The 24195-nt window shown below is 62.1% G+C and carries 21 protein-coding genes and 1 pseudogene; 7 read left to right on the top strand and 15 right to left on the bottom strand.

What is annotated here, in order from left to right:
• Positions 1–31: 31 nt before the first annotated feature.
• The 3 genes from J3364_RS15045 to J3364_RS15035 are packed head-to-tail and all read left to right on the top strand — an operon-like array spanning position 32 to position 3008.
• Positions 32–970, top strand: a complete 939-nt coding sequence (locus J3364_RS15045; RefSeq protein ID WP_349559126.1) for an ABC transporter substrate-binding protein — start codon at positions 32–34, stop codon at positions 968–970.
• Positions 964–1974 carry a FecCD family ABC transporter permease gene (locus J3364_RS15040; protein ID WP_349559125.1) on the top strand — a complete coding sequence of 337 codons (1011 nt, stop codon included), beginning with the start codon at positions 964–966 and terminating at the stop codon, positions 1972–1974. The genes J3364_RS15045 and J3364_RS15040 overlap by 7 nt, the downstream gene beginning before the upstream one ends.
• Positions 1971–3008 carry a FecCD family ABC transporter permease gene (locus J3364_RS15035; RefSeq protein WP_349559124.1) on the top strand — a complete coding sequence of 346 codons (1038 nt, stop codon included), beginning with the start codon at positions 1971–1973 and terminating at the stop codon, positions 3006–3008. Before J3364_RS15040 ends, J3364_RS15035 begins: the two co-directional genes overlap by 4 nt.
• 49 nt (positions 3009–3057) lie before the next feature.
• Here J3364_RS15035 and J3364_RS15030 read toward each other — a convergent pair whose 3' ends face one another.
• The 5 genes from J3364_RS15030 to J3364_RS15010 all read right to left on the bottom strand — a co-directional run bounded on the left by J3364_RS15030 (position 3058) and on the right by J3364_RS15010 (position 10120).
• A complete protein-coding gene (locus tag J3364_RS15030) occupies positions 3058–5124 on the bottom strand; it encodes a TonB-dependent receptor (RefSeq protein ID WP_349559123.1) in 2067 nt (688 codons plus the stop codon).
• 302 nt (positions 5125–5426) lie between these two features.
• Positions 5427–7523, bottom strand: a complete 2097-nt coding sequence (locus J3364_RS15025; protein ID WP_349559122.1) for an FUSC family protein — start codon at positions 7521–7523, stop codon at positions 5427–5429.
• A gap of 10 nt (positions 7524–7533) precedes the next feature.
• Positions 7534–8397, bottom strand: coding sequence for an efflux RND transporter periplasmic adaptor subunit (locus J3364_RS15020; RefSeq protein ID WP_349559121.1), 864 nt, complete (start codon positions 8395–8397; stop codon positions 7534–7536).
• 3 nt (positions 8398–8400) lie between these two features.
• Positions 8401–8607, bottom strand: a complete 207-nt coding sequence (locus tag J3364_RS15015) for a DUF1656 domain-containing protein (RefSeq protein ID WP_123635667.1) — start codon at positions 8605–8607, stop codon at positions 8401–8403.
• Between the two features lie 229 nt (positions 8608–8836).
• The gene (locus tag J3364_RS15010; RefSeq protein WP_349559120.1) at positions 8837–10120 is read right to left on the bottom strand and encodes a DASH family cryptochrome; all 1284 of its coding nucleotides are present in this window, start codon (positions 10118–10120) and stop codon (positions 8837–8839) included.
• Between the two features lie 277 nt (positions 10121–10397).
• Here J3364_RS15010 and idi point away from each other — a divergent pair, with 277 nt between their 5' ends.
• On the top strand, positions 10398–10943 hold the full coding sequence (gene idi / locus J3364_RS15005; protein WP_349559119.1) for an isopentenyl-diphosphate Delta-isomerase: 546 nt from the start codon (positions 10398–10400) through the stop codon (positions 10941–10943).
• A 24-nt stretch (positions 10944–10967) separates the two neighbouring features.
• Here idi and J3364_RS15000 read toward each other — a convergent pair whose 3' ends face one another.
• The 4 genes from J3364_RS15000 to J3364_RS14985 form a co-directional block, all read right to left on the bottom strand.
• Complete coding sequence (locus J3364_RS15000) at positions 10968–11393, bottom strand: DUF6524 family protein (protein WP_349559118.1); 426 nt, start codon at positions 11391–11393, stop codon at positions 10968–10970.
• A 29-nt stretch (positions 11394–11422) separates the two neighbouring features.
• Positions 11423–11671, bottom strand: coding sequence for a GlsB/YeaQ/YmgE family stress response membrane protein (locus tag J3364_RS14995; protein WP_349559117.1), 249 nt, complete (start codon positions 11669–11671; stop codon positions 11423–11425).
• Between the two features lie 125 nt (positions 11672–11796).
• On the bottom strand, positions 11797–13680 hold the full coding sequence (gene ftsH / locus J3364_RS14990) for an ATP-dependent zinc metalloprotease FtsH (RefSeq protein ID WP_349559116.1): 1884 nt from the start codon (positions 13678–13680) through the stop codon (positions 11797–11799).
• 78 nt (positions 13681–13758) lie between these two features.
• Positions 13759–14631 (bottom strand): oxygenase MpaB family protein, encoded by an 873-nt coding sequence (locus J3364_RS14985; RefSeq protein WP_349559115.1) that lies wholly within the window; start codon positions 14629–14631, stop codon positions 13759–13761.
• Between the two features lie 196 nt (positions 14632–14827).
• On the opposite strand from J3364_RS14985, the gene J3364_RS14980 reads away from it, so the two are divergent.
• Positions 14828–15895 (top strand): linear amide C-N hydrolase, encoded by a 1068-nt coding sequence (locus J3364_RS14980; RefSeq protein ID WP_349559114.1) that lies wholly within the window; start codon positions 14828–14830, stop codon positions 15893–15895.
• 169 nt (positions 15896–16064) lie between these two features.
• On the opposite strand, the gene J3364_RS14975 is transcribed toward J3364_RS14980, so the two are convergent.
• Entirely contained in the window at positions 16065–16535 is a 471-nt protein-coding gene (locus J3364_RS14975; RefSeq protein ID WP_190294928.1) for a phosphate-starvation-inducible PsiE family protein, read from the bottom strand.
• 233 nt (positions 16536–16768) lie between these two features.
• Here J3364_RS14975 and J3364_RS14970 point away from each other — a divergent pair, with 233 nt between their 5' ends.
• Positions 16769–18907 carry a PhoX family protein gene (locus J3364_RS14970; RefSeq protein ID WP_349559113.1) on the top strand — a complete coding sequence of 713 codons (2139 nt, stop codon included), beginning with the start codon at positions 16769–16771 and terminating at the stop codon, positions 18905–18907.
• Positions 18908–19050: 143 nt separating this feature from the next.
• Here the strand turns inward: J3364_RS14970 and J3364_RS14965 are convergent.
• Both J3364_RS14965 and J3364_RS14960 read right to left on the bottom strand, forming a co-directional pair.
• Positions 19051–19245 (bottom strand): annotated as a pseudogene (locus J3364_RS14965) (DUF1294 domain-containing protein); the annotation flags it as partial.
• A 91-nt stretch (positions 19246–19336) separates the two neighbouring features.
• The gene (locus J3364_RS14960; protein ID WP_349559112.1) at positions 19337–20920 is read right to left on the bottom strand and encodes a methyl-accepting chemotaxis protein; all 1584 of its coding nucleotides are present in this window, start codon (positions 20918–20920) and stop codon (positions 19337–19339) included.
• A gap of 262 nt (positions 20921–21182) precedes the next feature.
• Between J3364_RS14960 and J3364_RS14955 the strand changes: the two genes are divergently transcribed.
• Entirely contained in the window at positions 21183–21968 is a 786-nt protein-coding gene (locus J3364_RS14955) for an alpha/beta fold hydrolase (RefSeq protein WP_349559111.1), read from the top strand.
• Between the two features lie 48 nt (positions 21969–22016).
• On the opposite strand, the gene J3364_RS14950 is transcribed toward J3364_RS14955, so the two are convergent.
• The 3 genes from J3364_RS14950 to pstA form a co-directional block, all read right to left on the bottom strand.
• On the bottom strand, positions 22017–22355 hold the full coding sequence (locus J3364_RS14950) for a zinc ribbon domain-containing protein YjdM (RefSeq protein ID WP_123635677.1): 339 nt from the start codon (positions 22353–22355) through the stop codon (positions 22017–22019).
• 96 nt (positions 22356–22451) lie between these two features.
• Positions 22452–23210, bottom strand: coding sequence for a phosphate ABC transporter ATP-binding protein PstB (gene pstB / locus J3364_RS14945; RefSeq protein WP_123635718.1), 759 nt, complete (start codon positions 23208–23210; stop codon positions 22452–22454).
• A 144-nt stretch (positions 23211–23354) separates the two neighbouring features.
• The gene (gene pstA, locus J3364_RS14940; RefSeq protein WP_123635678.1) at positions 23355–24194 is read right to left on the bottom strand and encodes a phosphate ABC transporter permease PstA; all 840 of its coding nucleotides are present in this window, start codon (positions 24192–24194) and stop codon (positions 23355–23357) included.
• Position 24195: the final 1 nt, after the last annotated feature.

The raw sequence follows: 24195 nt of genomic DNA, 5'->3' as shown, positions 1-24195 counted from the left end.
TTTCAATTAAGAACAAGCTGCAATTCACGTCATGATCCCCCCTATCCCGAAACGACCGGCCGCCCGTTTCCGACGAATCGCGCACCCGCTGCTGCTGTGTCTGCTGGCTGCCCTGATGCCCGTTGCGTATGCCGACACCCCCAAGCGCATCGTCACCCTGTTCCAGGGCGCTACCGATACGGCACTGGCCCTGGGATTACAGCCCGTGGGCGTGGTGGAATCCTGGACCCAGCAACCCGCTTTTCGCTACCTCCGTGCCCGGCTGGGTCAACCGACCTTTCTGGGCCTGGAGACGCAGCCGGACCTGGAGGCGATTGCGTGGCTCCGGCCTGACCTGATCGTTGGCGCCTACGGGCGGCACCATCTGATCCACCCCCTGTTGTCCCGCATGGCACCCACCGTCATTGCCGACCAGGTCTACGATTTCAAGGCCCTGCTGCACCGGATGGGAGAAGCCACTCAGCACCAGGCTGAAGCCGACCGATTGCTCGCCCGCTGGCAGCAGCGCGTGGCCGATTTCCGCCGTCAGATGGCCAATAAACTGGGGGATCGCTGGCCCCAGACGGTCTCGGTGATCAGCTTTCGCAGTGATCATGCCCGCATCTACTACGGCGGATTCGCCCGCATCGTGCTGGATGAGCTGGGCTTCGATCGCCCGGCGACCCAGGATCAGGACGGCTGGGGAATCAAGCTCACCAGCCAGGAGAGCATCCCGACCATGGATGCCGACGCCATCTTCATTTTCATGGTCGAGTCGGACCCTGCCGTCATGCGCACCTATCGGCAATGGACCGCCCACCCGCTCTGGAAACAGCTCTCTGCCGTGCGCGAGAACCAGGTTTACCGGGTTGATCCGGTCACCTGGAACATGGGTGGCGGTTACCTGGCCGCCAACCGGATGCTCGACGAGCTCTACGATCATTACGGCCTGAGTCCGAATACCGTTTCCCGGGAATGCCCCCAATGCTGACGTCGATTTCCGGCAAGACCACCGGACTGATCGCCAGCCTGTTGCTGCTGCTGGCCAGTTTCGTTGCCAGCCTCGCGCTGGGTCACTATGACGTTTCCCTGGCAACGCTCAGGGCCAGCATTATGGATTTCGACCCGGCCTCCACAGGGCAACTGATTGTCGTGACTGAACGCTTGCCCCGGGCCATCGTCGCTGCGCTGGTCGGTGCCGGCCTGGCGGTGGCCGGTGCCCTGATGCAATCCGTCACCCGCAACGCCCTAGCCTCACCCGGCATTCTCGGCATCAACGCCGGCGCCATGCTGTTCGTGGTGGTCGGCTCAGCCTTCCTGCCGCTGCAGGCACCCTGGTCGCTGACGGCACTCGCCTTCGCCGGCGCCACCGTGGCGGCTTCGCTGGTGTACCTGCTGGGGCGGGAGCCCGCCAAGGGCGCCGGCATCGCGCCCTTGCGACTCGTTCTTGCCGGCGTTGCCGTGACTGCCCTGTTTATCGCCGTCGCCCAGGGGTTGCTGGTCATCAATCAGGAACGTTTCGGGAATGTGATGTTCTGGTTGGCCGGCTCCGTCTCCAGCCGCTCGTTGGACAGCATCGGTCCCGTCTTGCCGCTGTTCCTGCTGGCGTTCGTCGCCACGGCCCTGCTCACGCGCCAGCTCAACATTCTGGGGTTGGATGAGGCGATGGTCAGTGCCCTGGGCCAGTCCACCGGGTTTGTACGGCTGGCGACCGGCGGCATCGTGGTGGTGCTGGCCGGCGCCTCGGTGGCGCTGGCCGGAATGATCGGCTTCGTGGGACTGATCGTGCCTCACCTGGTGCGTGGGCTATTCGGCCGGGACCACCGATGGTTGCTGCCCGCCTGTCTTTGCCTCGGTGGCAGCCTGCTGCTGATTGCGGATACCGCCGCCCGCTTCATCATCCCACCCCGGGAAATCCCGGTGGGCGTCATGACCGCGCTGATCGGCGCGCCCCTTTTTCTCTACCTTGCCAGCCGCCGGAGCCCGTCACTGTGAATCCCAGCCTGATCCTGCGAAGCGGCGATGACCGCCTGTCCCTGAAAATTCCGCGACGTACCTTGGGCGTCGTCTGCATTCTGGCTGTCCTGCTCATCGGGTGCGCTGCCGCCAGCCTCAGCCTGGGCAGCCACCCCACCTCGCTGGGCGATGTCGCGTCCGTGCTGGCTGGTTCGGACGACAGCGGGCTCTCACTGATCGTTGGGGAGATCCGGCTGCCGCGGGTGCTCCTGGCCATCCTGGCGGGCGCGTCGCTGGGCGTGGCGGGTTTGCTGTTGCAGGGGCTGGTACGCAACCCGCTGGCCTCCCCGGACGTCATCGGGATCACCAGCGGCGCCTCCGCAGCGGCCGTAGCCGTCCTGACCCTCGATCTGGCGGTACGCGGCGATGCGCTGCTGCCGCTGGCGGCCATTACCGGCGCGTTTGCCGTGGCCCTGGTGATCCTGGCCCTGACGGGAGGCCATCGGGCCTCGCCGGTGCAGCTGGTGCTGGTGGGGGTCGGCCTGGCGTCCGCGTTGGGCGCCCTGATCACATTCATGCTCGTATTCAGCGGCGACGCCAGTGCGATGAACGCCTATCTCTGGCTGACTGGCAGTCTCTACGCCGCTCAGTGGGGCGACGTGATCCGTCTCGCCCCCTGGCTGGCGATCTTCCTGCCGGTCGCGATGGTATGCGCCCGGCAACTGGACGTGCTGGCCCTGGGTGATCCGATGGCGACCGGACTGGGCGCGTCCCTCTCCGGATATCGTCCCCTGATGCTGTTGTCTGCCGTGGCCCTGGCCGGTTCCGCCGTGTCGGTGGCGGGAGGGTTGAGTTTTATCGGGTTGGTGGCGCCGCATATGGCGCGCAACCTCGTTCGTGGAGGGCACACGGGACGACTGGTGACCACCGCCTTTCTGGGAGCACTGATTCTGCTTTGCGCGGATATGGTGGGACGTTTGGGGTTTGCCCCGCGCGATCTTCCTGCAGGGGTCTTTGTGGCGGCGGTTGGGGCGCCCTACTTCGTCTATCAGCTGTACCGCCTCAAACGATGAACGGACCGGCATGACCGTCCATGGCCATGCCACTCCCCCTTTTTAACGGCTAGAAGTTGACGGCGTAACCCAGGGAGTAGGTCCGTCCGCGGCCCTTGAAGTAGTATTCGTCGCTGACGCGAGCCGCCTGGGAGTAATAGGTGAAGTAGTCCTCATTCGTCAGATTCTCGATCCCGAAACTGACGCGCCCGACCGGTAGACGATAGGCCAGCGAGGCGTCGAACAGGCTGTACCCGTCGAAATCGAGCTGGTCGTCGTCGGTGTTTCGATCAAAGTAGTGGGCCGCCTGGAGGCGAGTCGACAGCCGATTGTTCCAGGTCGCCGTCCAGCCCAGTCGCAGGGTATCCGGTGCAATATTGATGCCCGTCAGGTCCGTATCCACGTTGCCGTCGCCGTCGGTGTCGGACCGGCCCTTGGCGTGGGCGTAGCTTGCGGTGAGCCTATGAGCGTCGGTCACCCGGGCCTCGCCACTGATTTCCACACCGCTGATTTCCGTTTTCTCGCGGCTGCCGACCCAGGTGCCGTTCACTTCAGTAAGGCGCTCGCCATAGTCTGAATTCGACTCGTAATAGCTGATTTCCAGGCTGTAGGTTTGCCAGTCGAACCGAGCCCCAACCTCCCGGTTATCCGTAACGATCGGCTGCAGGGTAATCAGGGTGTCAATATCCCGCCCCGGATCACTCACGCCTCTCAGCACCCGCCCCACATCCGGCATGCCGAAGCCTTCGGAGTAGTTGCCGTAGAGCTGCATCCAGGGGGTCATCTGATAGACCAGGCCGGCATTGTAAAGCGTCTCGTTGAAATCCGGACTGCCGCCATCGACCGTCACGTTATCCTGCGTCACGTTGCTTCGGTCGATGGTCTGGTAGGTATCCACCTTGAGCTCAGCGTATTCGTGTCGAACGCCGGCGTGCAGTGTCAGCGGGTCGAGTAATTTGAAGTCACCCTGCAGGAAAACCGCGTAGTTGCGGAAGGTGGATTCCGGCACATAGGTGCGTCCAGTGTGGACCAGGACCTGCGTGGTCTCGTCCTGCAGGACATCGATACCGGAGGTGAGTTTCAGACGGTTGTCCAGCATGCCAGCACGGCTAATGGTGAACTTACCGCCCAGCTTGTCGGATTCGTTGCGGGTCTGATCGTAACGGGTGTTGCCGTTGCCATCCAGGTACGGGAAAAAGGGCGTTGTGGCGAACCGTGCCCGAAAAGTCTGACTGTAGAACATGGCATCCAGCCGATTGCCATACCAGTCATCGTGGGCATAGGACAGTCGTGCTGTTGTCACCTTGTTGTAACCGGGATCGCCCTCCGAATCGCCTTTTTCGGCCGTGGTCGGGATGCCGGCGTCGCGGTCCCCGGGGACGGGCACGTAATCGCCATTGCCCTCAAGCTCGAAGCGATTGATGAAGAAGGTCACATTCTGGTTGTCGTCCAGCCAGTAGCCCAGTTTGGCCAGCAGGTCATAACTGCTCGAGTTCTGGATTTCACCGGGATAGGCCACCCCGATCCGCTCGTCGTTGCCGTCGTAGAATACGCCCCGTTCCTGGATCGTGGCGCCGGCCAGGTAGTCCCAGTTGCCTTTCTGACCGCTGGCCTGGTAGTTCAGCTTGTAGCCCTGTCCATCCGACTGTACGTCGTCATCGGTCGTCAGCGTGACGCCCGCCTGCTGGTTGAACGTGCCGGATTCTGGCCGCCGGGTCACGAAGTTGATGATCCCGCCGGTCGCGCCCAGACCCTGCTCGGCGCTGGCCCCGTAGATCACTTCGATCCGGTCGACCATGCTCAGGTCAATGGTGTAGCTGTCTCGTGCGCTGTCCCGCAGCGGATTGGATTGGGGCACCCCGTCGATCATGAACAGGGCCGATCGGCCACGGAACGTTTCGCCGGCGTTGGAGAGCTTCTGGCGGCTCGGTGAATAGGAGGGGATCAGGTTGCTGAGCACCTGGCCCGGGTCGTCCGTGATCGCCAACTGTTCTTCGATCTGTTCCCGACTGATCACAATCACCTTCTGCGGCGTCTGCCCCTCGACGCTCTTGTTGCGCGTGGCACTCACCACAAGAGGAGCCAACTCCGTGTCGGCCGTCGCCTCCGCAACCACCAGGGTTGGTGCGCTCGCCAACAGAGGGCCCGCAACCGCCGTAGCCAGCCAACCCCTTCTTACCCTTACCGCTTCTGTCATTTCGCTACATCCTCGTCGATTCACTCCTCGATCGTTGCGACCATCCACCCTGTCAGCGATGACACGTTGGCCGAACACGAAGTCGCGAATGTTAATTATTATTATTTGCAATATCAATTTTTTGTTAACGCAAATGGACAGGGCTTAGGCAAAATCGGGAAAGGGATCGTCAGAACAGGCAAGGGCCATACGGCGTATCGCCCGCCGTATGGTTGGAGTCGTGGGAGGTGGGACCGTTGATTTCAGGTGGTCTGTTGCTTCCGGGCCGATGCGCCGGGAAGCGGCTTACCGGTCGCTTCCGCCACCGTACGGGCGGTGCGCTCAAACGTCAGGGCCAGACGTTCGAACATGCCCTCGATGATGGCCGTCTGCGGGTTGGGTTCGCCGGCCTCTTCGACCGCGCGCAGCAGGCTGGCGCTGGCTTTCCGGAAATCCGGATTCAACTCGCCCTTCGAACTCTTCAGATAGGTTGTCGACAGGGCCTTCTGCCATTCCCGCAGCCGCAGATCGACCGAGGCCGAACGGTGATTCTGGATCAGCCGGCGCAGGCGGATGGAAACATGCCCCAGGTTGAGGCCGGTAAAGCCCAGGTCGGTCATATAGCGGTCGCTGGTGCCGGTGCCCTGGTCGAAATTGGCGATCCGCAACAGGCGCTCCCCCATCCGGCCGTTGAACCAGTTCTCGGGATGGTCGTGCTGGTCGATATCCAGCAGATCCCGTGCGGTGGCATGGATCAGGCGCCGTTGCAACAGCTGGCTGTCCGGCGGCGAGATGAGCTTGAAGACCCAGTACAGCACGCTGATCCCCACGAACAGCCCCAGCGCGGTGCTGACCGCCGTATCGGCATGGAACGTCATGTTGTTGCTGGGTTGGGTAATGATGGTGAATGGTATACAGAAGCCCAGTCCGTAAGGCAGCGTCGGCCGATTGGCCAGCACCAGCAGGCCCACGAAATACGGCCCGGCGAGGACCAGCACCAGAATCTCGAAATCGCCACTGCTCTGGGACAACAACCCCAGCCCGAACATCAGCGCCACGGGAATCGCCACCATGGCGCCGATCAGCACCCGTTGCAGGATGAAGGACAGGGCCACCAGCGAGAACCGCGAAAACATCACCGAAAACACCACGGGCATGATCATCAGCATGATGGCCGCCTGACTGGCGGTCTGGACCCAGACAACGGCCCCGATCAGGAACACCGCTGCGGTCCGGAAGCCGTTGACCGCACCCACCAGCGGGTCCCGGTGGGTTTTCAGCCGAGGCGCATTGAGCAGCGTCTGGTCTCGGTTTTCCAGGGCATTGTAGGCGCGCAGCACGACCACCAGATCCCCGACCATTTCCAGCGACGTCTGGCTGAGCCGGGAAACGATGGCCTCTTCGCCTTCCTGCTGGTCACGCAGCTGTTTCAGTTGGCGTCGGAGTTGTTGTGCGAGTCGATAGCCCTCTTCGTAGCTGTCGGTGTCGGCAATCTGCTTGAGCCGCTCGCGCATGAGGGCCAGCAACTCGGCAAACGCCGGTGACACCAGGTCCGCATGATTTCGCCGAAAACGCCCGATAATCTGCGTGACGGCCACCAGCGACAGGATCCGGTTGCACAACAGGCTGGCCGCCCTACCCCGCCCGGGGCCTTCCGGGCCTTCGTACGCGACCGCGCTGGAGTCGTCGTTCACCGCCACCAGCGTTTCCAGGATCTGGTCGGCGTGCTGGTGGCGCTGTTCGTGGGAGCTCTCGGGATCCAGCTCGACCGTGATGTATTCCAGCGTACCGTTGATGGCCGAGCGGGCCTGGGCGCGCAGGCTGTCCTTCACCTTCACCGGCCACAATAACTGGCTGACCAGCATGGCGCAGATGGCGCCCACGGTAATCTCGCTGATGCGGGCCTGGGCAATGGAGAACACCGCCTGACTGTCGGCGGCACTGGCGTTGGCCATGACCAGGATCACCACCAGACCCGCGGTCATGCCGGCCATGGCAAAGGCGTAGATGTAATTGGTACTGTGGACCATGGACGCCGCTGCGGAATTGAGCCCGATCCACAACGTCAGGCACCCCAACGCCAACACCGGATAGGCGGACAGGAACGCCAGGATCAGGATGCCGACCCCGCCGCCCACCGCCGACCCGACGATCTGGCAGATCGCCTTCTCGATCACCAGGCCGCTTTCGGGGCGAATCTGCAGGAACACCGCCGACACCAGCGCCCAGTAGGGTCGGTCCAGTTGCAGGTACATGGACACAAACAGCGCCAGGGCCATCGAAATCACCCCCTTGAGGGCGAAGATGACCGCACGCCGCTCCGGCATCAGCAACTGGGCGAGAACCGGGTGAAGCGCCATGATGGGGCTCTTACTCCTCGTCGCCGAGGTAGATGGACACCGTCATGCCGGCACTGATGTGCACATCCTCCGGCACCGGATCGAGAGCGATGTCCACCGGAATCCGCTGGGCCAGTCGCACCCAGTTGAAGGCCTGCTGCACCTGCGGGAGCATCTGGTTATTGCTGCTGGTGTTGCTGTCGGCAATGCCCTTGGAGATGCTGCTGACGGTGCCGGTCAGGGTCTGATCACCGCCCATCAGCCGGATCCGGGCCTTCTGGCCGTCGTGCACCAGCTGAAGCTTGGTCTCCTCGAAATAACCGGTCACGTAGAACGACCCTGATTTAATCAGCGACAGCACCGCATTACCGCGGGTCACGTAGTTGCCTTCGCGCAGGGTCAGGTTGCTGATGGTGCCGTCCTCCGGCGCCACCACTTCGGTCCGATTCAGGTCGATCTGAGCCGCATAGAGCTGGGCCTGCGCCAGAGTGTAGGCGGCCTTGGCCGACTCCGTGTTGATGCGGTAGGTGTCCAGATCCTCTTCGCTGATGGCCTGGCGACCGGACAGCTGCTGACGACGCTGATACTGGTGCTTGGCCAGTTCCCAGGCGATACGCTGCTGCTCTACCTTGGCCTTGGCCTCGGTGATCGCGGCCTTGTAGCGGGTGTCGTCGATGTGAAAGAGCACATCGCCTTTCTTGACGGTCTGGTGATTGCTGACGGCCAGGTCCGTGACCCAGCCGGAGACATCCGGCGCGATGGTGATGACGTCCGCGCGAATCCGGCCGTCGCGGGTCCAGGGTGAATACAGATAGTGGTTCCAGACCCAGGTGCCGGCGGCAATCGCCACAGCGACCACCAGCAGGGTCGTCCCTACACGTAACAGCTTTCCCATGTGTCAGGTCCATTTTCCGTACAGAAAGACAACCGCCGCCAGGAAGCAGACAAAAAGCCCGACGTCGAACCACGCTTCCTTCCAGATCAGCCGGCGCAGGTCCAACTGGTGAAGAACCAGACGGGCAAGCAGCGTCAGCGCAAACGCAATGGGCGCAAACACCACCAGCGGACTGAACAGCATTCCGCCAAAACCCAGTTCGTGCAGCATGGGCCCCTGGTCTCCTTGCTGGCCGGAAGAAAGAATCAGCCCCTGCACCGCGCTTTCGGCGGCCGGGACTCCCCTGGAAGGATAGTCAACCCAGACGCCTCCCGGGGACCGGATACGTCCGACTCCACATTCTGGCCGCTAACACCTTGAAATACCAGCTATCGCTTGAGCGGGGCGGTCCGTGATTTCCGCCATCGACCGGGGCTCTTCTGTCCTTCCGGAAGGCCAGTCACACGTCTCCTGCCGTGTTTGCCCAGAAGTCCACGTACTCCCCGTCGGGATCGTACTGCGCCGCCTGCTTATCAAGATTGAAACGTCTCAATCCCCGGGGGTCGGCGCCCACACCGGCGAGGTACTGCCAGTTGCCGTAATTGCTGGCCACGTCGTAGTCGATCAACTGTTGCTCGAACCAAGCTGCCCCGTAACGCCAGTCCAGGCCCAGCTCGTTCACGTAACAACTGGCCACCAGCTGGCGTGCCCGATTGCTGATGTAGCCGGTCTCGCGTAACTGGTTCATGGCCGCGTTGACCAGTGGATAGGCCGTGTTGCCACCACACCAGTCCGCAAACCGTTCCGCATCGAATTCAGAAGGCCGGTGCTGGCGCTGTGGGCCGTCCCGGTGAAACAGGTCGGCCCCGTGCTTCAGGGCGTACCAGTGGAAATAATCACGCCAGAGCAGCTCGAACCAGAGCCAGTAGGTGGATTCATTGCGGGTATGCACCTGCTCGTACTCCCGGATGGTTTCCGCCACTTCCCGGGCCGACACGCAGCCGTTGGCCAGCCAGGGCGAAAACTTCGAGGACGCGTCCCAGTCGTCCAGTGCGTTGCGGGTTTCCTTGTAGCGCTCAATGCCGTGGATGCCGAAGGTGAAGTGCTGGAGACGATCGAGCCCCGCCGACTCGCCGCCGGTGAACGGCGTGGCATGCTGCGGCTCGACAATGGGCGGGCAATCACCCCGGTTATCACGGGCAAACCCCGGCGGTGGCGGCAAGGCAGAGAGGGTACGAATGCGCAGGATATCGCTATCCTGGGCGCCGGCCGCTTCCACCTGTTTGCGGAACCGGGAGAAGGTGGCGGGCAAATCCGCCAGCGCCATGGGCAATGTCCCTTCCGTCATCAAACCCAGGGTCTCGAACTCCCGGCACAGCACATCCGGCAGGGTGGCCTGGATGGACGCCCACTGGTCGGCCTCCTCGGTCCCCGGCTGGCGTGAACGAATCACCTGCTCGATGCCATGAGACGCCGCCAGCTCGGGGATGACCTGTTCCGGTGCGCCAAAGGCGATGTGAAGACGCTGGCCCAAAGGCCGCAGGTTGCGCTCCAGGGCCATCAGGCTCTGCCACAGGAAACGCCACCGGTGGTCGCCCATTGGCCGACTGCCCCATCGGGAAGGAGTGAACCAGCGCGGATCCACCACGTAGACACACAGCAACGTGCCGGACCTGGACGCCGCAAGCAGGGCCGCGTTGTCGTGAAGGCGAAGATCGCGGGTAAACCAGTAAAGGGTCTGCACAACGTTATCCCGAACAGCGGAGTGGTTTGTCTGATTACGTACCTCAGCCGCCACCGGATGGCCGTTCCTGCCGGATACGTGCGGCCAGTATAGGGGGACGGCCGGTGCGTTCGACACGGCCGGTTTTCAATGACCGCGATGGAGCCGGGTAATCAGCCTGTGGCAAGCCCCCATACCCTCCGGGTGACAGGCCGGTTATGGTAGCGGGATCGGATGACCGACCGCGTCAGAAAATCAGGGCCGGATCCTCCGGGAAGAACACGATTGTGGAGCATGCATGAACGATAACGACGAGCAGGTGGTGTTGCTGGACAGCCAGCACCGCCCGATCGGAACCGCAGACAAGGCGACGGTCCATACGACGCAAACGCCGCTGCATCTCGCCTTTTCCTGCTATCTGTTCAACGACGAGGGTGAGCTCTTACTGACCCGACGAGCCCTGAATAAAGTGGCCTGGCCCGGCGTTTGGACGAATTCGGCCTGTGGCCACCCGCTGCCCAATGAGGCGCCTGCCGATGCCGTAAAACGGCGCTGCCGATACGAACTGGGCACCGAGATCCGCGACGTCACGATCCTGCTGCCGGACTTCCAGTACCGGGCCCGGGACGCCTCCGGCATCGTCGAAAATGAGTTTTGCCCGGTCTTTTCCGCGCATTGCGTCAGTGACCTTAACCGTCGGCCCAGCGAGGTGATGGATCATCAGTGGGTTCGCCCGACGGATTTGCTGACGGCGGTTGCCGCCACGCCCTGGGCCTTCAGTCCCTGGATGGTGGCTCAACTGCAGGAAATGCAGGCGGCGGGCATCACGGCGTCCTGGTCCTAGTCGTCGGCGGATCGACGGAGCGGTTCAGCCCCGCCCATCCTCCACGTCATCCACATCCACCTGCCCGCTGAGCCGGCGGCGGATATGGGACCAGGACATGCCAAAGGCCAGCAGCAGCGAGATGACCACCAGGACAACCCAGACCATGGCGTGCCCAGAATCCAGGCTTAGCCACCCCATATCCACCAGTAACCAGACGAGGCTACCCAGCAGCGCCACCCCCAGCACAATGCCGAGCCAGCCCAGAGAAAAGAACGTCGCGCGAAGGAAAACAATCCAGCCAATCAGCTGGATCAGCCCGACAATGGCCATGGCCGGACCAAACTGGCTGGCCGAACCCAAAGCCCAACTGATGTAGGAATAGTCGGTCGGATTAAAGGTGCCAAACACCAGCACCAGCGCAAAGATCCAGCGCCACAGAAAGCCACCCAGCGAGCCGGACTGAGTCATCAGCGTTCCCCCTGACCGGTCATCCGGCTCTATCTTTTAACGACCCGGTAAACGATCAGCAGCACCAAGGCACCGCCCACGGCCAGCGCGAGACTGCCGATATTGAAGCCGGTAACGTCGCCCATCCCGGCCCGGGTGCCGATAAATCCGCCCACAAAGGCGCCGGCGATGCCAATCAGGATGGTGACGATCATGCCGCCCGGGTCTTTGCCCGGCATGATCCACTTGGCCAGGACACCGACGATCAAGCCCATCAGAATCCACGAGAAGATGCCCATGCTGTTTCCTCCAGGTTTCATTCCGTTTCAACCGTGGGATATGCGCAACAGTGGGCCTCGCAAAGGCATCCCTGACTGACTTCCAGTATAGCTTCGACGGGCGGAACCGCCCGGTATCGGCGCGATTATTCCGGCGTTTTGATGGATGGAACGCCAGCGAATGGCGCCCCGGCCGGCCGGTTCCCCAGCTCGGCTGTAAGACGCTCCAGGTCATCGGTCTCCAGCGTCTCGTGCGCCAGTAACTCCCGGGCACAGTTTTCCAGCAGGGCTCGGTGATTGGACAACGCCTCGTAGGTCCGGTCAAACACGGTCTGGACGATCGTTTTTACAGCTTCGTCGATCGCCTCGGCGCTGTGTTCGCTGAACGGGCGCTCGCCCGGCGGCACGTACTGGCCCAGCAGGTTGGGCCGCTCCGTCTCGTAGGTGACGCAGCCGAGGGTCTCGTCCATGCCGTAGCGGGCCACCATGCTCCGGGCGATGTCGGTGGCCTTGGCCAGGTCGTCCGCGGCGCCGGTCGACAGGTGGCCAAAGATCAACTTCTCAGCGGCGCGCCCACCCAACAGGACGGCGATCTTGTTTTCCAGCTCTTCCCGGGTCATCAGAAAGCGGTCTTCGGTAGGCCGTTGCAGGGTGTAGCCCAGGGCGCCAATACCCCGGGGAATGATCGACACTTTGTGGACCGGATCGACACCGGGCAGCATCAGCGCCATCAGGGCGTGGCCCATTTCATGGTGGGCGACGATGGCACGTTCCCGTGCATTGAGGATGCGGTTCTTTTTCTCCAGCCCCGCCACGATCCGTTCAATGGCCTGGGTAAAATCTTCCATGGTCACCTGCGTGGCCCGGCGGCGCGTGGCCAACAGAGCCGCCTCGTTGACCAGGTTCGCCAGGTCGGCTCCGGTGAAGCCGGTGGTCAGGGCTGCCACCTGCTCCAGCGAGACCAGCGGGTCCAGCAGGATCTTCTTGGCATGCACTTTCAGGATCTGCACGCGCCCCCGCTTGTCCGGCCGGTCCACCAGCACCTGCCGATCGAAACGACCCGCCCGCAGCAGCGCCGGATCGAGGATCTCCGGCCGGTTGGTGGCCGCCAGCAACACCAGGCCCTCGCTGGGATCGAAGCCATCCAGTTCCACCAGCAACTGATTCAGGGTCTGCTCCCGTTCGTCATGACCGCCGCCCGGATTGAAGGCGCCGCGCGCCCGGCCCAGCGCATCCAGCTCATCGATGAAGATAATGGCCGGGGCTTTCTGTCGGGCCTGTTCGAACAGATCCCGGACACGGGCCGCGCCGACACCGACAAACATCTCGACGAATTCCGAACCGCTGATGGAGAAAAACGGCACCGCCGCCTCGCCCGCTACGGCCCGGGCCAGCAGCGTCTTACCGGTGCCCGGCGGGCCGACCAGGAGCACGCCTTTGGGGATATGCGCCCCGAGGCTGCCATAGCGCTTCGGATCTTTCAGGAACTCGATGATTTCCTGCAGTTCTTCCTTGGCTTCGTCGACGCCGGCAACATCGTCGAAGCCCACGCGGGTGTCCGTTTCCACGTAGATCTTCGCGCGGCTCTTGCCGACCTGCATGAAACTGCCCATGCCGCCGCCACCGGCACCGCCCGCCAAACGGCGAATCACAAACAGCCAGACGCCGAGGAACAAGGCCATGGGCAGGAGCCAGGAGAGCACCTGGGTGAGCCAGGTCTGGTCCCGGGTGGCGCTGTACTCAACGCCCGCCTTTTCCAGATCGGCACGCAGATCCGCCGGCACGGGAATTGTCGTGAATTTTGAGGCGCCATCCTGAGGGGACTTGTACTCACCGCGAATGCGATCACCGCCGATCACCACACTCGCAACCTGACCGTCCGCCAGTGCCTGCTGGAACTCGCTGTAAGGGATCGTCCGGACGTCGCTGTTTCCCTGTAGGTAATCCCGTAAAGCCAACATCCCGAACAGGAAAATCAGGGCGTACCAGAGATAGGACGAATTTCTGGGAGGTGAAGGTAGCGTGGCCATAACGGAAACGATAGAGCGACTGGCCGGTTTCCAATATGACCTGTGTCAAGCAAACGTGAGGAAATGCCGGGGTATTTATCAGCCAGCCATGCCCATCCGCCGTCGTGCCCGGTGAGAGGCGCCGTTGCGCAGCGACCAGCGCATGGCCGGCGCCAGGGTGTTCATGCTGCGCTCCACGGCCCGGTGACGCCAGGGGCTGAGGTTCATGCCGATCAGGGTTCGGGCCCAGTCCGGCAGCAACTGGAGCCCGGCCTGGGTCATCACCCGGCCTACCGGCTGGGTGAGCCGGTTGGGTGCCGGCGCCGTCATCAGCAGGGACAACACGTCGGCCGTTCGCTCGTCGAACACCAGCTCCGGTCGCATGCGCTCGAGGTAGCCCTGCACCGCCTGTCGTGAACGGGGCACGTCGATGGCCCCCAGGGCCTCGGCGATCCGCGCCACTTCGTCGTAATAGCGGTCCTGCTCCTCACCGCTCAGATCCGGATTGCAATACCGCAGATAGGCCGCCAGAAAGCTGCGCACTTCCGCCACATGAACCCAGACCAGCAAGTCGGGATCGTCTGCCGCGTAAGACCGGCCATCTGGCGCAGTGCCCTGCACTTGCGCATGAATCCTGCGAACCCGGTCGATCAGTCGGCGGGCATCGGCTTCGGCGGCAAAGGTGGTCCCGGCAATAAACTGGCTGGTCCGACGCAACCGGCCGATCATGTCCTCGCGGAAATTGGAATGGTCCAGCACACCCGCCAGCGCCAGCGGATGCAGCATCTGCAACATCAGGGCGCCGATGCCGCCGCACAGCATGGCCGGAAAGTCCGCATGCACCCGCCAGCATACGCAGTCCGGCCCGAACAGACCGGGATCTCCGGCCGGCGACTCATAGTCGATACCACCCAGCGCCAGGCCGCTCAGGCCCATGATCTGCTGTTCGAGACGTTGTCGAAGGAATTCCATGGAATCTCAGGTCATCAATGAAAGACAGGATGCCAGTATCGCGAAATGGCTCGATGTCTCAAGACTTACGCCCCCGGACTCAATGCCTGGATCAATCGTGAATAGACGCAGCACGCCTATTCAGGCACGGCTATGCTTTAGGGGTCCACATAGCCATCACGGATGAGCGCAAAACGACACGAGCAAGGAGATCAGCATGTTCGGGAAACCCTCAATCGCGCGCCTGAATACCGCCTTACTGGCCGCCATACTGACGCTGATGACCAGCCACGCCACCCAGGCCTGCACCCGCATCCTCTGGTCCACGGACCTGGGCGTGTTCACCGGCCGTACCATGGACTGGCCGGAAACGACGGAGCCGGTGCTCATGGCGTTTCCCCGGGGTATCGAGCGGGACGGTGGGATCCTTGCCGGTCACCGCATCGTCCAGGACAATCCGGCCCGCTGGACCTCGAAATACGGCAGTGTCGTGACTGCCACCTACGGTATCGGGGCGATTGACGGCATGAACGAACGGGGCCTGGCAGTACACCTGCTCTATTTCAATGCCACCGACTTCGGACCTCGGGATACATCAAAACAGGGTCTGCAAGCCGGGCTCTGGGGGCAGTATCTGCTGGATAACGCCGCGACCGTTGGCGAAGCCATCGACAGGATGGATGACATCCAGTTGGTCATGGTGGAAGCCCGGGGGCACAAGGCGAACCTCCACCTGGCGGTGGAGGATGAGACCGGCGACTCCGCCATCATGGAGTACGAAAACGGCACCCTACACATCTACCACGACCGCAAGTACCGGGTGATGACCAATGACCCGGCCTTTCCCGAGCAACTGAAAATGCTTGGCCAGCAGGACTATTCCAACCCCAGCCGGGATATGACGCTGCCGGGCAACGTCAACCCGATTGATCGCTTTCAGCGCGCCAGCTATTTCCTGAATGTGCTGAAAGAACCCGCCTCCGACCGAGCGGCCGTCGCCACCATGATGTCGTTGCTGTACAACGTCTCGGTGCCCATTGGCGCCCCCTACAAGGGCCGTGATTCGACCTACGACAGCTACAGCACGGAATACCGCACGATCGCCGATCAGAAGCGCCGACGCTATTTTCTCCAGCTGTCCACCCTGCCGGGGGTCATCTGGGTGGACCTCGCCAGCATCGATCTGTCCCGGGGCGCATCGGTGATGACACTCGATCCGAACGACTGGAATCTGTTCGGGAACGTCACCGGTCAGATGAAAGCCGTTAAAGACGCTCCCTTCTGACCCAAACACCGGGGCGTCAGACCCGACCATACTGGGCTTCGACACCCGGCGCGCACCAGCCAGGATTCGGAGATCGCCGAGGACGGCACCGGTGGCAATGAAGGCAATCGTTCGGCGAGCGTTCCCGGCTCCGCTGGCCCTTTAATAACCCGGTCTATCGCGTCACGGGTCAGTGATCGCGCACGATCAACCAATGCGTGATGCCCAGGGCGAGCACCACAGCCGCGATCGCCAGAACATCGGTGTAAGCCACTTTTTCTATGTCCAGCACGATGACCTTCCGGGCGATCGCCATCAACGCGGTGGCGACCACCAGCTGGATCGGAATGACGTTGGTACCGAGATACAGCCGGATATTGATGAAAATCTCCACGGCGATCAGCACGATCATGAAGGTGCCAAACAGCTGGAAGATGTCGCCCACCGACAACAGCAGGAAGGGTGGCGACAGGAGTTTCATGATCAGGATGTACCCGACGTCCAGTACGCCCCATACAATCACCAGCGTCATCAGGATGGCCAGAATGGCGATCGATCCACGTATGACGACATGAAGCTTGCTGATCAGCTTGTTTTCGTAATCCCTCGGGAGCTCTTCATGGACAATCCGGTGGTCGCGGCGGGATCGTTCATTGGCCATAGTTGTCCTGCGTCCTATGCTGACTCTACTCTCTGGAGCTTAGATCCCCGGTGCCGTCCGGCAAGTTATTCTTTGACGGCGCCGCACCGACTGCAACTGACGCAACTATCCGACGCCAACGTCACCGTCGTAATTCCTTAACCATCCTGTCATTTATCATCGATAACCTCCCTTTCGGATCACCGGGCATAACCGCCCGACGCCTGGATAAAATCTGATGGGGAAATAAAAGCATGAGCAAGGAAATCGAGAGCCACGAAATCTTGAATCGCAGCACGAACGAACCCTTTTCATCCGTCATGGAACGTCGCCTCAACCGGCGGGATGTGATGCGGGGCAGTCTCCAGATCGCGGCCGCCACCATGCTCGGTGGTTTCGGGCTCAGCCTTGCCGGCTGCAGTGACGATGATGATGACAACGACAACGGATCGACCACACAACCGTTTTCCCTCGGGTTTGACGCGATCCTTGGCTCCAAGACCGACGCGATCGTTGTCCCGGACGGTTACACCGCCCAGATCCTGATTCCCTGGGGCACCGCACTGAACGACAGCATCAGCGGTTGGAGCGAATCTCTCGCGTTTACACCGACCATCCAGGAAAACAGCGTCGGCATGCACCACGACGGCATGTACCACTTCCCGCTGGCTGAAGACACCGCGTCCAGCAATTTCATCCTGGCGTTGAACAACGAATACATCGACCAGGCCGCGCTGTGGGAACCGCAAGGTGGCCCAACTACCACCAGCCCACGCCCGGCCGACGAAGTGCGTACCGAAATCAACGCGCACGGCGTCACGCTGGTTGAAGTCAAGAAAGCCTCTGACGGCAGCTGGAGCCACGTTGAGAACTCGCCCTACAACCGTCGCATCACATCGGCCACCGAAATCGGCCTGGCCGGCCCGGTCGCCGGCAGCGATTACGTCATCACCAAGTACTCCACGGACGGCACCAAAACCCGCGGCACCAACAACAACTGTGCAGCCGGCTACACCCCGTGGGGCACCTACCTGACCTGTGAGGAAAACTGGCCGGGCTACTTCGTCAAGACCGCCAGCCGTTACAACGATGACGATCGACTGGGGATCGAGTCCAGCGGCGGTCGCTACGGCTGGGAAACCGCGGCCGGTGACGGCTCCGAAGTCAATGACGAGTTCGGCCGCTTTGACGCCACGCCCTCAGGCGCCACCGCTGCAGACGATTACCGCAACGAGCCGCGCACCTTCGGCTACATCGTCGAGATCGATCCGTACACCGGCGAAGCGATGAAGCGCACTCACCTGGGCCGTTTCCGCCACGAAGGCTGCTGGCCGGGCAAACTGATTGAAGGCGAGCCGGTGGTGTTCTACTCCGGTCACGACTCCCGCAACGAATACATCTACAAATTTGTTTCCGATGCCGTCTGGAGCGCGTCGGATGCCAACAACGTCGGCGGGACCTACGACCGCATGGCCATCGGCAGCAAGTACATGGACGAAGGCACCCTGTACGTGGCCAAGTTCAATGCCGACGGCACGGGCGAATGGCTGCCACTGACCCCGGACGCAGAAACCCCGGACGGCGGCACCCTGGCCGACGCGCTGGGCCTGGCGGCGGATGACCTGGCTGGTATCATCATCAACACCTGTGATGCCGCCGACATCATGGGCGCCACGCCGATGGACCGTCCGGAATGGGGCGCGGTGGATCCCGCCACCGGCGACGTCTACATGACCCTGACGAACAACACCGACCGCACCGCAGACGGCACGGCAGCCACCTACTCCAACAGCGGCACCGACATCGACGATCTGGGTGTGGGCTATGCCTCTGCTCCGGTCAATGGCCCCAACCCGCGTGCCGACAACGAGGGCGGCCAGATCATCCGCTGGCAGGAAGGCACCCCATCGTCCACCACCTTCGATTGGGAAATCTTCGTCTTCGGTGGCGCGGTATCGACCAACGACAACCCGTCCGGCCTGACCGAGCTGAACCAGTTTGCCAGCCCCGACGGTCTCTACTACGACCAGCGTGACGGCGAGGACGGCATCCTGTGGATCGAGACCGACAACGGCTATGACGCGATCACGGACTACACCAACGACCAGGTTCTGGCCGTGGTGCCCTCGGCCGTATCCGGCAACAGCAACAGCCCGTCGGTAGTCGATCAGCAGGACCAGAGCAACCTCAAGCGCTTTGCGGTGGGTCCGAACGGCTGCGAAATCACCGGTATCTTCACCACACCGGACAAGACCGCGCTGTTCATCAACGTGCAGCACCCGGGCAACTGGCCGTCTGATCCAGACGCCACCAAGGTCACTTCCGGCACCGTGCGTCCACGCGCGTCGACGGTGGTGATCCAGAAGGCCGATGGCGGCAAGGTCGGCGAATAAGCCGACTTTACGACGCTGATAGTAAAAACCGGGGCTTCGGCCCCGGTTTTTTATGCGACAGACACCACTCCTCACGCCTGGCCTGCATGCGCGTCCTGCCGGACTGGACGCCTCGTCCACATGCCTATACTGAACGGACCGCCTCCCTGGAACACAAGCTGGTAACTCACTTTCCGCGTTTTGTGCCGAAACACCTGTTGCGTCAGCAGGGCGCCGGGCCAGCCACCCAACACCTCGAAAAGATGCAGCCGGTTTTCGGGGATCCGGCGCTGCCCTCTACCGGCGGCCCGTTTATCGATGCCGTATTGGGCAAAGACCAACAGACTTGAAACCCCATAGATCGCTGGCAAGGTTGCAGGAACAATACCGTGACGCGAGGCCGGCTGACCGTCGTAGTGGCGGGGGCGATCTAACGCCGCACTGCAGGCTCTAGCGGACGCGCCCGTAGACACCCATCGCGTCCACCAACTGATCGGCGACATCCCCGAGCCGGCCGATGGCGGTACCTGTGGCCTGGATTTCCTCGCCCGTCGCCCGCCGGAGGTCGTCCATGGCATGCATGCTCTGCACCACATCCGCGCTGGCACCCGCCTGATCTTCGGTGGTGGCGACCATGCGCTCGACCATGCCAGTGGTCTCCCGGATGGCCGCATCGATATTGCCAAGGATGCGATCCATCACATCGCCGGAATCCAGCCCCTGACGACTGGCGTCCCGGGCATCGCCCATGGCGGCCAGCACTTCCTCGGTGTGATGGCCGATCGTGCGGATCAGATTGTGGATGTTGGAGGTGGAACTGGCAGTCTTCTGGGAGAGCTGACGCACTTCATCGGCGACGACCGCAAAGCCGCGCCCGTGTTCGCCCGCCCGGGCGGCCTCGATGGACGCATTCAGCGCGAGCAGGTTGGTCTGTTCGGTAATGGCACCGATCACGTCCAGCACCTGGTCGATCTGACGCAGCTCGCCATCCAGGGCATCCAGCCGGCTGGCCGCGGTTTCCACCCGTTCGGACACCCGCTGCAGGACCTGTACGGTGTCTTCGCCTGCCTGATTGCCCTGCTCCACCAGGTTCCGCGTTTCCTCGACCTGGGCCATGGCCTGCTGGGCAAAGGCGGCCATATTGTGGCCCTTATCGTCGATATCGCCCATGGCGCTGCCAATCCGGTTCAAACCTTCTTCCTGGGCCTGGGCATTGGCGTTGACCGAGCCGGACCGATCCACCAGGTCGTGCACGGAGGTCCGGGTTTCGGTCACCGCCGTGCCGATCGCCTCCACCAACCGCTCCACCTGATCGACAAACGTGTTGATGCGCTGGCAGATTTCACCGATCTCGTCATTCTGGTGGGGCAGCCGCTGACTCAGGTCGCCCTGCTGAAGCCGGTCAACCGCTGCGGAGACATGATCGATATTGCGCCGCAGGCGACGCCCGACCCACCCCTGGAACAAGGCGATGAGGACCACCGCCCCCACCAGCGGGGTAATGACAATCCAGACAATGCGCTTCATCGCCTGCTCTATCCGGGCGCTTGCCGCCCCGGCCTCGGACCGCACATCCTTGGCAAGCGCATTGAGACCATCCACGGCCGGCTTGAGGTGCTGGTTGTAGAGCACATCGGGGATCGACAGAGCATCCGCGGGGCTGTCCTGGGCAATGTCCAGGGCAGTCATCCAACCTTCATAGTAGCTGTCCCAGTGGTCCTTGATCTGCGCCAATTCCTGGCGGGCCTCGTCCGTTCGAATGTTCTGGTCCAGGGTCTTGAACAGCGGTGCTACGACGGCGCCCGTCTTTTCGAAATGCGGCCGGGTTTCATCAACCAGGATAGGATCATCCCGTGATGTGGCCATGCCCTGCGCTTCAATCTGGAGAATGGCTTTCTCCACGGATTCGAGAGCCTGGAAATGCTGGTAATCCTGGCGAAGATTCAGAAGGGTGTGGCCCGACAGAGCCATGACGGCGAGCAGGCTGACCAGGGTCACCGCCATAACAAGGCGGAGCTGGTGACGGATTTTCATGGCAGACCTCGTGGCAACAACAACATGCCCCGGGAACGTCCGGGTAGAGAAGCTCTGGTGCCGCCAGTGTGGGCACCCAAAATGACAATCAGATGACAAGCAGCCGATAGCCGCCTGATGGGCGAGGAGATTCGGGATCGACGAACTGGGGTCAGGCTGGTCAGGCGACGCAGCGGAGATCATGACGGGCGCTTGCCGATCCGTACTTTCTGACCTACAGATAGGAGGCTATCCGACTCAACAACGACAACAAGGAGTATCCATGCCCATTGCGGATGTGAACGGACAACGGCTCTATTACGAAGACACCGGCGGCACCGGTCCGGTCATCGTCTTCTCTCATGGCCTGATGATGGATCACGCCATGTTTGCTCCGCAGGTGGATGCCCTGCGCGACCGCTATCGCTGCATCACCTGGGATGAACGGGGACACGGTCAGACGGCGGTGGATCAGCCGGCGCCCTTCACTTACTACGATTCCGCCGATGACCTGTCGGCGCTGCTCGACCATTTGGGCATTGAACAGGCCATCCTGGCGGGCATGTCACAGGGCGGCTTTCTGTCATTGCGCTGTGCGCTGACCCACCCGGAGAAAGTCCGGGCGCTCGTATTGATGGACAGTCAGGCGGGCACGGAGCTGGAAGAAAAGATACCGGCCTATCAGCAGCTCATTGGCACCTTCATGGAACACGGGCTGACGCAGCAGGTGGGCGATACCATCGCGCAGATCATTCTCGGGCAGGACTTCGAAAACACCGAATCATGGAAAGCCAAGTGGCGTGAATTCACCCCGGCCAACATCGCCAACAACTTCCAGACCCTGGCAACGCGGGACGACGTGACGGACCGCCTGCCGGAGATCCACTGCCCCGCGCTCATCATTCATGGCGAAGCCGACATCGCCATTCCCATGGAGAGGGCGCGCCTCATGGCCGACAAGCTGCCCGATGCAGAGCTGGTCACCGTCGCCGGAGCGGGCCATGCCGCCAACCTGTCGCATTCACAGCCGGTAAATCAGGCGCTGGAGGCTTTCCTGAGCCGGCTGTAAACCAGCGCGTCAGCCGTCAAAGGGCCGGCCTTCCGGCCCCGAATCTGATCAGGCCTTCTTGACGAATTCCGACTTCAGCTTCATCGCACCCACGCCATCGATCTTGCAGTCGATATCGTGATCGCCGTCGACCAGGCGGATATTCTTGACCTTGGTGCCGACTTTCACCACCAGGCTGGAACCTTTCACCTTGAGGTCCTTGATGACGGTCACCGTGTCGCCATCCTGCAGCGTGTTGCCGTTGGCATCGCGAATCTCGGGACCGGCATCGGCGGCGGCCTGTTCGGCTTCGGTCCACTCATGCCCGCACTCGGGGCACACGAGTTGAACGCCGTCCTCGTAGGTGTATTCAGACTGGCATTGGGGACAGGGAGGGAGTTGTGACATGACAAGGACCTGCAGGTTTGAAAGGCGGAGATCATAGCAGAGGCGCCCATGATGTGCTCCCCAATCTCCGCCCTGCTTCAACCACCGGTCGGTCGATCAGCCGTAACGGCCGGTGATGTAGTCTTCGGTCTGCTTGTTGGCCGGTGTGGTGAAGATCGTTGTGGTGTCATCGAACTCGACCAGCTCACCCAGGTACATGAAGGCCGTGTAGTCCGAGACCCGTGACGCCTGCTGCATGTTGTGGGTGACGATCACGATGGTGTAATCGTTCTTGAGCTCGTTGATCAGTTCCTCGATCTTGAGGGTGGAGATCGGATCCAGTGCCGAAGCGGGTTCATCCAGCAGCAACACCTCGGGCTTCACCGCAATCCCGCGAGCGATGCACAGCCGCTGCTGCTGACCACCGGACAAGCGCGTGCCGCCCTGATGCAGTTTGTCCTTCACTTCATCCCACAGCGCGGCCTTGCGCAGGGCCCATTCCACCCGCTCTTCCATGTCCACCCGGGACAGGCGTTCATAGAGTTTGACGCCGAAAGCCACGTTCTCGAAAACCGACATCGGAAACGGGGTCGGCTTCTGGAAGACCATGCCCACCTTGGCGCGCAGCAGGTTCAGGTCCTGCTTGCGATCCAGCACATTGCGACCATCCAGCAGGATTTCGCCGGAAGCACGCTGATCCGGGTAGAGCTCGTAGATCCGGTTCATGGTGCGCAACAGCGTGGATTTACCGCACCCGGACGGCCCGATGAAAGCCGTCACCTTTTTTTCAGGAATCTTGATATTGATATCCTGAAGCGCGTGGTATTTGCCGTAGTGGAAGTTCAGCCCGTTGACCACGATCTTGGACGGTTCCATTGTCGTATCGACGCTCACCGGTTCGGAGGCCGATGCAGCCACCTTTTCCGGCGCCGACATCTGGTATTGGCTGGACGATCCGTTATTCAGCGGGCCGGCCTGGGTTGCGGACATTCCGGGATAAAGTGCCATAGGTGCGTACCTTTACTTGCTTTCCCGCAGCCAGATGCGGGCGATGATATTGAGAAGCAGGATGGTGACCGTAATCAGAAGCGAGCCGGCCCAGGCCAGGTGCTGCCAGTCGTCGTAGGGACTCATGGCGAACTGGAAGATCACCACCGGCAGGTTGGACATGGGCTGGGACATATCCGTTGTCCAGAACTGGTTGTTCAGTGCGGTAAACAGCAGCGGCGCCGTCTCCCCACTGATCCGGGCGATCCCCAGCAGAATGCCGGTGGCAATGCCGCGAGCGGCCGCCCGGTACACAATCGCACTGACCACTTTCCATTGGGGAGCCCCCAGGGCCGCCGCCGCTTCGCGCATGTGGTCCGGCACCAGCTGCAGCATGTCTTCGGTGGTCCGGACGACGACGGGCAGCACGATCAGGGCCAGCGCGACGCCGCCAGCCCAGCCTGAAAAATGCCCCACGTTGATGACAATCAATCCGTAGACGAAGACACCAATGATGATCGAAGGCGCGCTCAGCAGGATGTCATTCACGAAGCGCACGACACTGGCGAAACGCGATCCCCGCCCGAATTCACACAGGTAGGTACCGGCCAGCACGCCGGCCGGCGCGCCGATCAGGACGCCCACCACCGTCAGCAGCACACTGCCCACGATCGCGTTAGCCAGACCGCCGGCCTCGCCGGGCGGTGGGGTCGACTGGGTAAACAGGTCCAGGCTGATCCACTGCAGGCCATTGCTGAACAGGGTCCACAAAAGCCAGCCCAGCCAGAACAGGCCGAACAGTGTGGTCAGGACCGACACGGTCAGATTGAAATAGTTGGTCAGACGGCGGCGGAGGTACAGTGACGCGTTCATG

Source organism: Marinobacter sp. NFXS9 (assembly GCF_040148665.1).
Taxonomy (GTDB): domain Bacteria; phylum Pseudomonadota; class Gammaproteobacteria; order Pseudomonadales; family Oleiphilaceae; genus Marinobacter_A; species Marinobacter_A mangrovi.
Note: the sequence above shows the minus strand (reverse complement) of the source record. Positions and strands in the feature narration are given on the sequence as shown.

What these genes read in the sequence shown, in the direction of transcription:
- ftsH (WP_349559116.1), bottom strand. Translation starts at nt 13,680, where the DNA reads ATGGCCACGCTACCTTCACCTCCCAGAAATTCGTCCTATCTCTGGTAC.
- pstA (WP_123635678.1), bottom strand. Translation starts at nt 24,194, where the DNA reads ATGAACGCGTCACTGTACCTCCGCCGCCGTCTGACCAACTATTTCAAT.
- J3364_RS15025 (WP_349559122.1), bottom strand. Translation starts at nt 7,523, where the DNA reads ATGGCGCTTCACCCGGTTCTCGCCCAGTTGCTGATGCCGGAGCGGCGT.
- J3364_RS14970 (WP_349559113.1), top strand. Translation starts at nt 16,769, where the DNA reads ATGAGCAAGGAAATCGAGAGCCACGAAATCTTGAATCGCAGCACGAAC.
- pstB (WP_123635718.1), bottom strand. Translation starts at nt 23,210, where the DNA reads ATGGAACCGTCCAAGATCGTGGTCAACGGGCTGAACTTCCACTACGGC.
- J3364_RS14985 (WP_349559115.1), bottom strand. Translation starts at nt 14,631, where the DNA reads ATGGAATTCCTTCGACAACGTCTCGAACAGCAGATCATGGGCCTGAGC.
- J3364_RS15020 (WP_349559121.1), bottom strand. Translation starts at nt 8,397, where the DNA reads ATGGGAAAGCTGTTACGTGTAGGGACGACCCTGCTGGTGGTCGCTGTG.
- J3364_RS14955 (WP_349559111.1), top strand. Translation starts at nt 21,183, where the DNA reads ATGCCCATTGCGGATGTGAACGGACAACGGCTCTATTACGAAGACACC.
- J3364_RS15000 (WP_349559118.1), bottom strand. Translation starts at nt 11,393, where the DNA reads ATGACTCAGTCCGGCTCGCTGGGTGGCTTTCTGTGGCGCTGGATCTTT.
- J3364_RS14980 (WP_349559114.1), top strand. Translation starts at nt 14,828, where the DNA reads ATGTTCGGGAAACCCTCAATCGCGCGCCTGAATACCGCCTTACTGGCC.
- J3364_RS15045 (WP_349559126.1), top strand. Translation starts at nt 32, where the DNA reads ATGATCCCCCCTATCCCGAAACGACCGGCCGCCCGTTTCCGACGAATC.
- J3364_RS14975 (WP_190294928.1), bottom strand. Translation starts at nt 16,535, where the DNA reads ATGGCCAATGAACGATCCCGCCGCGACCACCGGATTGTCCATGAAGAG.
- J3364_RS15015 (WP_123635667.1), bottom strand. Translation starts at nt 8,607, where the DNA reads ATGCTGCACGAACTGGGTTTTGGCGGAATGCTGTTCAGTCCGCTGGTG.
- idi (WP_349559119.1), top strand. Translation starts at nt 10,398, where the DNA reads ATGAACGATAACGACGAGCAGGTGGTGTTGCTGGACAGCCAGCACCGC.
- J3364_RS14960 (WP_349559112.1), bottom strand. Translation starts at nt 20,920, where the DNA reads ATGAAAATCCGTCACCAGCTCCGCCTTGTTATGGCGGTGACCCTGGTC.
- J3364_RS14950 (WP_123635677.1), bottom strand. Translation starts at nt 22,355, where the DNA reads ATGTCACAACTCCCTCCCTGTCCCCAATGCCAGTCTGAATACACCTAC.
- J3364_RS15040 (WP_349559125.1), top strand. Translation starts at nt 964, where the DNA reads ATGCTGACGTCGATTTCCGGCAAGACCACCGGACTGATCGCCAGCCTG.
- J3364_RS14995 (WP_349559117.1), bottom strand. Translation starts at nt 11,671, where the DNA reads ATGGGCATCTTCTCGTGGATTCTGATGGGCTTGATCGTCGGTGTCCTG.